Source organism: Facklamia sp. P12932 (assembly GCF_050409545.1).
Classification (GTDB): domain Bacteria; phylum Bacillota; class Bacilli; order Lactobacillales; family Aerococcaceae; genus Facklamia.
This window is the reverse complement of the sequence record NZ_JBNUPG010000032.1, coordinates 1-8,254: the sequence shown is the minus strand read 5'-3', so window position 1 is coordinate 8,254 and position 8,254 is coordinate 1. Positions and strand designations below refer to the sequence as shown.

7 protein-coding genes are annotated in these 8,254 nt (G+C 35.6%); 2 read left to right on the top strand and 5 right to left on the bottom strand.

What is annotated here, in order from left to right:
- Positions 1-245: 245 nt before the first annotated feature.
- Positions 246-2,525: a bifunctional glutamate--cysteine ligase GshA/glutathione synthetase GshB gene (gene gshAB / locus ACQV2P_RS08260; protein ID WP_428874194.1), complete on the top strand. Its 2,280-nt coding sequence runs from the start codon at positions 246-248 to the stop codon at positions 2,523-2,525.
- 61 nt (positions 2,526-2,586) lie between these two features.
- On the opposite strand, the gene ACQV2P_RS08255 is transcribed toward gshAB, so the two are convergent.
- The 4 genes from ACQV2P_RS08255 to coaBC form a co-directional block, all read right to left on the bottom strand.
- A complete protein-coding gene (locus ACQV2P_RS08255) occupies positions 2,587-3,672 on the bottom strand; it encodes a M42 family metallopeptidase (RefSeq protein WP_428874193.1) in 1,086 nt (361 codons plus the stop codon).
- A 78-nt stretch (positions 3,673-3,750) separates the two neighbouring features.
- Positions 3,751-5,034 (bottom strand): ABC transporter permease, encoded by a 1,284-nt coding sequence (locus ACQV2P_RS08250; RefSeq protein WP_428875526.1) that lies wholly within the window; start codon positions 5,032-5,034, stop codon positions 3,751-3,753.
- On the bottom strand, positions 5,027-5,767 hold the full coding sequence (locus ACQV2P_RS08245; protein WP_428894877.1) for an ABC transporter ATP-binding protein: 741 nt from the start codon (positions 5,765-5,767) through the stop codon (positions 5,027-5,029). Before ACQV2P_RS08245 ends, ACQV2P_RS08250 begins: the two co-directional genes overlap by 8 nt.
- A 10-nt stretch (positions 5,768-5,777) precedes the next feature.
- Complete coding sequence (gene coaBC / locus ACQV2P_RS08240; protein WP_428874190.1) at positions 5,778-7,001, bottom strand: bifunctional phosphopantothenoylcysteine decarboxylase/phosphopantothenate--cysteine ligase CoaBC; 1,224 nt, start codon at positions 6,999-7,001, stop codon at positions 5,778-5,780.
- 273 nt (positions 7,002-7,274) lie between these two features.
- On the opposite strand from coaBC, the gene ACQV2P_RS08235 reads away from it, so the two are divergent.
- Positions 7,275-7,592 (top strand): hypothetical protein, encoded by a 318-nt coding sequence (locus ACQV2P_RS08235; RefSeq protein WP_428876086.1) that lies wholly within the window; start codon positions 7,275-7,277, stop codon positions 7,590-7,592.
- On the opposite strand, the gene ACQV2P_RS08230 is transcribed toward ACQV2P_RS08235, so the two are convergent.
- Positions 7,589-8,125 (bottom strand): TIGR01440 family protein, encoded by a 537-nt coding sequence (locus ACQV2P_RS08230; RefSeq protein WP_428875523.1) that lies wholly within the window; start codon positions 8,123-8,125, stop codon positions 7,589-7,591. The genes ACQV2P_RS08235 and ACQV2P_RS08230 overlap by 4 nt on opposite strands.
- Positions 8,126-8,254: the final 129 nt, after the last annotated feature.

The window sequence follows — 8,254 nt, the reverse complement described above, 5'->3', positions numbered from 1 at the left end:
TCAGTTTTCAATGAGCTTCGCTGCCATAAGTGACAACTTCTATATACTAGCATGGTTTAGATTTTTTGTCAAACCTTTTTAAAAAGTTTTTTTAAACTTTTTTCTTTCGTTTCGGTCGGTCGTGACGACAAGAAATAATATAACATGGGTTGTCTTCTTAAGTCAAGGGCTTTTCAAATTTTTTTCACCTTTTTTCTTATCACTTTGTTATAATATTAATTACTTCATATAAGAGGAGCTTTCTTATGAATAAAATTATTGAGTTTACAATCGAAGATTTGCCATTACTTTGGGAATCGACCGTGGGGCTCGAACGAGAAACCGTTCGAATCAATTTCAACGGATCAATTAGTGAGAGTGACCATCCTCATGATTGGGGAAACCGTTCCTTCCACCCTTATCTTCAAACTGATTTTTCTGAAAGTCAATTAGAGTTAATTACTCCACCCTTTTCTACTAATGAAGAGGTAATCAATTGGTTAGCTGGTCTTCACCAGATAACACAGCATAGAATTTCAAATTCGAAGCCAGCAGAAATGCTTTGGCCTTATAGTATGCCACCTCAATTATCTAATATTAATCAAATTCGAAGCGCTGAATTAGATAATAAAGATGACTATAATTATCGTAAATATCTTATTTCATACTACGGCAAAAAAGTTCAACTACTATCAGGCATCCATTATAACTTTCAAATTAATGATCAGCTTTTAAATCAAAAACTGAATTCCTCAAAATCAAAATATATCTCCAATCGAAATAAGGTTTACATGGACTTGACACGTAAATATCTTTACTACCGCTGGGTATTAACTTATCTTTTAGGGGCCACCCCTTATTTTTCAGATGATTACGAGACTGTTTTATACGGCAAACCCCACAAAACAGTTATGAAATCAGTTCGCCAAAGTCGCTATGGCTACAGGAATAGTAAAAACGTTTCAGTTTCCTATAATAATTTTCAAACATATGTCACAGATATTGAAGATCTCATTTTTCAGGGGATTCTACATTTTGAGAAGGAGCTCTACCGAGATGTTAGAATGCGGGGGGCTAAACCTAATCGCGCAATGCTCAAGGAGGGCATTTCTTATTTAGAATTTAGAAATTTTGATCTTAATCCTTTTCAACCATTTGGAATCAGTTTGGAAGACCTCGATTTTGTAAAAGTATGGATTCTTGCTCTTCTTCTTCACCAACAGTCAATTAGCGAAGAAGAAATTAATCTAGCCAATGAACGTAACCAAAATACAGCAGAATCTAACCCTATCGATCCATTAATCAATAAAGAACTTATTAAGTCTTTCTCATATACCTTACAAACTGTTGCAGAAAACCTAGATGCTCATTACTATCCCGACTCTTATTTAGGTCAGCTTGTTGCTAAAAAGTTTATGCAAATAGAGCAACCCTCCCAAACGCTTGCAGGCCAAATCACTAGTCAATATACCGACTTTAAAGACCTTTCCCAGGGCTTGCTTAAACTTAGCCAAATTTTTCAAAGACAGTCTTTAAAAAACAAATATCTCCTTCATGGTTTTGAGAAGTTAGAACTTTCGACACAAGCCTTAATAAAAAAAGCGATAGAGCTTGGTATTCAAGTTACCATCGTTGATATTGAAGATAACTTAATTGAACTTCAATTCAATGAGCATACAGAATTAATCAAAAGTGCTAATATGACTTCCTTAGACAGCCAGGTTTCATACTTCTTAATGGATAACAAATCAGCTACTAAATTGGTTCTTGATAGAGAAAAAATTCAAACACCTAAAGGGAGAAAATTCAATGATTTAGATCAAGCAATCAATTATTATTCTCTATTAGACAAATCTGCAATCGTAATTAAACCGCAAAATACTAACTATGGTTTGGGAATTACTATCTTCGAAAATTTTCCAGAAAAAGAAACCTATACAAAAGCTATGAAGGAAGCTTTCAAACACGATCATACGGTATTAGTTGAAGAATTTATTGAAGGGATTGAACTAAGATTTTATGTGCAAAATCAAAAAGTTTTAGCAGTTTGTGAAAGACAAGCCGCTCATATTATTGGCGATGGCCAGCACACTGTTGAACAGTTAATCGATCTCGAAAATAACCATCCATTCAGAGGGCCTAGACATCTAGCTCCTCTTACCTTATTAGAAAAAGGTGAAATAGAAAGAATAACTCTTGCTGAACAAAACTATTCTCTGCAATCAATTCCCGTTAATGGTAAAAAAGTCTACTTAAGAAAAAATTCTAATGTTTCTTCCGGAGGAATTGCCATCGATCGAACCGATCAAGTTCATTCAGATTTTATTAAAATTGCTGAAAGAACAGCTGCAGCTATGAAATCCACTTTCTGTGGAGTAGATATCATTATCAAGAACTATCAAGAGCCTCTATCTAACTCCAATTCTTACGCTGTGCTAGAGGCTAACTACAATCCAATGATGAGTTTGCACCTTTTTCCTGCTATCGGACATTCACAACCCCTAGCTGAACGAGCGCTTGAAGCCTTATTTCCTGAACTGAATTAATGAATTAAACCCCCTTAGGTATCAAACTTCTGATGCTTAAGGGGATTAATAAAGTTAATTTTTATGCGTTATCTTTAATTTGCTTGATTGTCTCTGCATTCAACTCTTTCACTACTGCTGTTACTAATTTGACCATATTTAAGTAGTCATCTTCGTGAATAACAGAAGTATGTGAATGTAAGTAGCGAACTGGAACAGTAATCGCAATAGAAGGAATACCATTTAATGCTAGGTGTTGTGAACCAGCATCGGTTCCACCACCAGGAATAAATTCGAATTGATAAGGAATGTTCTCTCTATCAGCCACTTCTACTACAAATTCACGTAAGCCACGGTGAGCTATCATTGAGCTATCATAAACAATGATTTGAGGTCCCTTTCCTAATTTACTTGCAGATTCATCTTTAGTCATACCAGGTGTGTCACCCGCTGTACCAGTATCTAGAGCAAATGAAATATCAGGATTAAGCATATGTGCAGCAACTCTAGCTCCGCGTAGACCAACTTCTTCTTGAACGTTAGCCCCAGAGAATAGAACCGTTTCATGTCCTTCTTTAGCTAAATTCTTCAATACATCAATTGCAACAGCTATACCGATACGGTTATCCCAAGCTTTACCTAAAAGGAATTTAGTGCCATTCATACGACGTGTTTCGATGTACGGAGTGATCATATCGCCAGGGCGAATACCCCATTCCATGACTTCATCTTTAGAAGAAGCACCTAGGTCAATAAAGATATCTTTAAATTCCATTGGCTTTTTACGAGCTTCTGCAGTTAGTACATGTGGAGGTTTAGATCCTGTAACACCATGGAATGTCTTACCTTCTCTTGTAGTTACTGTTACTTGTTGTGCTAAGACAACTTGACTCCACCAACCACCAATGGTAACGAACTTAAGAAATCCTTCATCGGTGATTTCTTTAACCATAAAGCCAACTTCGTCTAGGTGAGCAGCTAACATAACGCGTGGTCCATCCGCATTGCCTGTATGCTTAGCAAAAATACCACCCAAACCATCTTGCAGATATTCTTCTGCTTGGTCTTTAGTTTCTTCTTTAAACAATTCGCGAACATAACGTTCATTGCCACCGATCCCGTTAACTTCTGTTAGACGTTTAAGATATTCTTCATTTACTGACATCATTCATCCTGCTTTCTTAATAAGTATTTGTATTAATTTTAACAAAGAATTCGTTTTCAATCAAAGAAATTCTTTCTTACTTTAAAGAGGCTTTCTTTTATCGGACTTCTTTTTTAATTTCTTTAACCAAATAGGGACATAAAAGTGAATTATAGCTAAAATTAGTATTAACCAAGCACACGAAACCCACAGTAGTGTTAAGGATAAACCCACTTTAACTAGCATTCCTAAACAAAAAGCAAGCATCATCATTACCAAAATTGAAGCTAACATCCTCTGAAAAGCATTCTTTTTCAAATGTAAATCTTGAGTAGGATAAAGTAATTGAAAAGGCAAATTATTCCCTAGTAAGTAAATCGGCAAAATTTGAATAAGCGCGAGCCAAAAACCAATTCCCCCTATTAAGGTTAAAGCCAACCAATTATCAGGCAATAAGAAAATGATAATCAGAATAAACACTGTAATACGAAGCCATATACCTGAATAACCTTCATGTCGAGTAATCATTCGAGCAAAGAAATAGCTATATCGATTAGCCTTTTTCCCTTGAATCAAGTTCATCAAAGGATACAACCATTTCCGTTCCTTAATGGGAGTTTTTACTTGTGGAACATCTGCAAATAGAGAAATCAGCTTATAAAAACGCGATTTATTAGCATGAGACTGGTTAATAATGAACTCAAAATCGACAAGGTTTTTAGCTAATATACGATAACGCCAATATACAATCATTAAATATAGTCCGCTTACAACTAACATCATTAAAAATGGATAGAAATCGGGTAAATAAAAGCTTATCGTTATAAAAAATCCAGTAAAATAGTTGAGTGTTTTTACGGAATTTCTAGATAAAAAATTGTTATTTTGATAATAAAGATTTAGGTATTGATTGATCACAGCTAAAAATTTCAAAGTTGCATAAATAAAACAGAAGAAAACAGCATTATTTTGATTCCAATCACTCACAATTGAGATTAACGGATAGAAGAGAAAGCTAATTAAAAGAGCTAGGCTTACTTGAGAAAGCGAGGTGTAGATAAAAGCTTTTCGCCAATATTTAAACCAATCCTCGCCTCTAGGAAATAAATAGGATCGGTCAGCCTCATGATTTAACCATAAAGGGTGCCCGAAGTTTAAAATTACTGTAAGAAAAAAAGCTATCATCAAAGGAATCATCCATATGAAAGCAAAATAGGAACCTTGGTTTAATCTTTCAAGTAGATCTCTATAAGTCAAAGCTAGAAAACCCATCAGTACGAAAAGCACTATAGAGAAATGATCATTAAAAATTAATCGCCCATATTTCCCAACTTCCTTCAATAATTGATTAGCTCTTTTATTAAATAAATGATCCAAATTAATCATTAACTTCACCTGTCTTAGTCATGGTCATATAGATATCGTTTAAGTTCGCTTTTTGGAGGTTATAGATAGCCTGCAACTGGTTTAAGTCTCCTTGAGCTACAAGTTGACCTTTTTGAAGCAAAAGAAAAGAATCACATAAGTCCTCAGCAATCGCTAAAATGTGTGTTGTAAATATAATTGAGCGACCAGAAACTGTGCTCTTCTTCAATAAATCTGTGAATTGTTGAATAGCTAGCGGATCTAATCCTAAGAATGGTTCATCAATAATTAATAATTGAGCATCCGTAACTAGAGCACAAATAATCATTACTTTTTGCTTCATTCCTTTAGAAAAGTGAGTGGGGAACCACTCTAATTTTTTTTCTAGGCGAAATTTCTTTAAAAGAGGTTGGGCTCTTTGCATGACTGTTTTCATCGGAATTTGATACCCAAGAGCTGTCATTTCTAAGTGCTCCTTCAAAGTTAATTCTTCGTACAAAATAGGCGTTTCAGGAATATAAGCAATTTGACTAGCATACTTCTGGTGGTCTTCTGCAATTGAGATGCCGTCAATCAGCACTTGCCCTGACTGGTTAGGTAAAAGGCCTAAAATAGTTTTCAAGAGCGTTGATTTTCCTGCACCATTTAAACCAACTAATCCAACTATTTCGCCTGAGTGAATTTCAAAATTTACATTATTAATGACCGGAACATTGCGATAACCGCTTGTTAGATTTTCAACTACTAATTTCATTTATTCTCCTCTAATCTTTAATAATCGGATCATTTAGAATAATTTCCCAAACTTTTCTTGCTAGATCAATTTTTTCCATTTTAGGTAAGTTCACAACTTGCCCTTTTTCGTTTAAAAGAGTCACTTGATTGTTTTTTGAATTAAAACCAATGTCTTTCTGAGAAACATCATTCGCGATAATCCAATCTATTCTTTTTGACTTTAACTTTCTTTGAGCATATTCGATTAAATTTTGAGTCTCCGCAGCAAAGCCAACTAAAACTTGCTGCTTTTTATTTTGTCCTAATTCCGCTAAAATATCTGGGTTTTCGATAAGTTCCCACAGGATTTTCTCATTCTCTTGATCCTTTTTCTTAATTTTATGTTCAGCTTGATCCATCATTCTGAAGTCACTCACCGCAGCTGCCATAATAACGTAATCCGTTTGCGCATAGCGCTCATTGATTTCTTTTTGCATTTGAAGCGCTGATTCCACTAAAATCAAGTCCATATTATCCATCATTGGAAAATGATCTTTAGTGGAAATGAAAGAGACTTCTGCTCCCAAAAAACTCGCAATTTTAGCCATAGCATATCCCATCTTGCCGGAAGAATCATTGGAAATGTAGCGAACAGGATCGATTCTTTCTCTCGTTCCACCTGCTGTTACAATCACTTTTTTATTCTCTAATAATTGAGGGTAAAAATGTTTGGCTGCTATACTTTCAAGCTTTTCAACAATCTGAGTAATAGCTGGTAATCGCCCTTTGCCTTCATAACCTTCTGCCAAAAAGCCTGTATCCGGTTCTAACAAGTAGTAACCATCTTTCTTTAGACGTTTTAGGTTTCTTTGAGTGGCAGGATGCTGATACATGTTTGTGTTCATCGCCGGACATAAAAGACAAGGACAAGCAACAGCTAATAGTGTTGTAGAAGCTATTTCATCTGCTATGCCGTTGGATAATTTTCCAATAATATTAGCCGTTGCTGGGGCCACCACTACAAGATCACACCAATCAGCAAACTCAATGTGCTGAACGTGTTCAGTATCATTTTCACTAAAAGTATCTATCAAAACTTCATGGCGCGAAAGCACTTGTAGAGTTAGCGGAGTGATAAACTCACTTGCTGACTTTGTCATTATAACACGCACTATTGCCCCAGCTTTAACAAGTTGTCGCACTAATTCAGTCGCTTTATAGGCAGCAATTCCACCTGTGACAACGACACCAATTTTTTTCCTTAATAAAACCATTCTAGAGCTCCTATCTATTTTATAATCTAAAAACCTGTTAACTACTGTTCAAGTAACTATCTTTCCTTGTTAAACTATATAAAAAATAAAGGAGATTCCTTTGTTACCTGAAATAAATTTAATTAATCTTGGTGAAAACAACTACTCTATTAAATTTACTTGCTTGTATAAACATCAACAAAAAGATGGTCGGCCCTTTTTAACGGATAGAGCACTCATGCAAAATGATAGCATGGCCTTCCCTTAACAGAAAAAATTGAGGTAAGCAATCATTTGCATTACACAGACCACATTAAAAATGAACAACAAGCAGAAATATTGGCCTTTGACAGCCCTCGTTTCTTCTCTTTTACTTGGAACGTGGGTTTCATTAAGATGGAATTGTCATCGACAAATCATTCAAAAACTTATCTCGCCTTTCAATATTGGGTGCTACTTATTACAGAACAATCGCATCACGAGCTTAGCGAATGGATTTTAAACTTAGAACTTTTAGAAGCTCTCTTGGACGATAAGGAAACCATTGATAAAAAGGGGCGTTACTATCAAATTGACCAGTATGTTAAGAAGATAATTAAGGACTACATTTAATAATTTGCGCGTTCTCCACCAATTAATTTTGGCCGCGATGATAGTCCATTTACCCTGGCAAACCCTAGTTGGTTGTGTTTAAAACGAACAGGAATTTGAACATGTTTTATATGCATACCGATATGTGTATCCCCAATATCTATACCTGCACTTGCTTGAACATGCTCTACCATGACTGGATCCTTGAATAACTGATAGGCCGCTACGGCTGCTCCTCCTCCCGCATGCAAAGCAGGGACTACTGAGACAATTTCTAAGCCATACTTTTTAGCAGCTTGACGTTCTATCACTAGACTGCGATTAATATGCTCACAGCCTTGAACCGCAAGAAAGAGTCCCATTTTGCTTGTAGTTTTGATTAAAGCATTGACTAATAGTTTCCCGTACTCTGGACGAGATGCCTTCCCAATTTTTCCACCTGCCATTTCAGATGTTGAGCAACCTAAAACAAAAATATCCTGAGAATCTACTTTCCCCTGGAATAAATCCTCTATTTCTCCCATTAGACGATCGATTTCTAACTCGATTTCCATACTTTTCACCTTCTTTATTTTCTTTCATTTTACCACATATGATTGCAAATAAAAAAGCGCACCCAAGGTGCGCCCAGACTGAAGACAAACCCTTCTTTGAGGATGACTCATACAGGGTTTGTCTTTGTT